The organism is Microvirga sp. Mcv34 (assembly GCF_024519725.1).
In the GTDB taxonomy this organism is placed as follows: Bacteria; Pseudomonadota; Alphaproteobacteria; order Rhizobiales; family Beijerinckiaceae; genus Microvirga.
Genome location: NZ_JALJRK010000310.1, coordinates 1 through 304 on the forward strand (window position 1 = coordinate 1; position 304 = coordinate 304).

The 304-nt window shown below is 62.5% G+C and carries 1 protein-coding gene; it reads left to right on the forward strand.

Going from position 1 to position 304, the window contains the following annotated elements; all coding sequences use genetic code 11:
* A partial coding sequence (locus tag OC446_RS30740) for a multicopper oxidase domain-containing protein (RefSeq protein ID WP_262032636.1) occupies window positions 1-304 on the forward strand: 304 nt, incomplete at both ends.

Genomic DNA, 304 nt, shown 5'->3' on the forward strand with positions numbered 1-304 from the left:
TCCTGCCCAACGGCATGGACGGCGTCGGCGGCCTGACCCAGCCGCACATCCCGCCAGGCAAGACGTTCGTCTACGAGTTCATCCTGCGCAAGTCTGGCACCTTCATGTACCATCCGCATTCGGACGAGATGGTGCAGATGGCCATGGGCATGATGGGCTTCTTCGTCGTGCATCCCCGCGACCCGGCCGAGCGCCGCGTTGACCGTGACTTCGTGTTCCTGCTCAACGCCTTCGACATCGAGGCCGGCTCGTACGTGCCTCGGGTCAACGAGATGACGGACTTCAACCTCTGGTGCTTCAACAC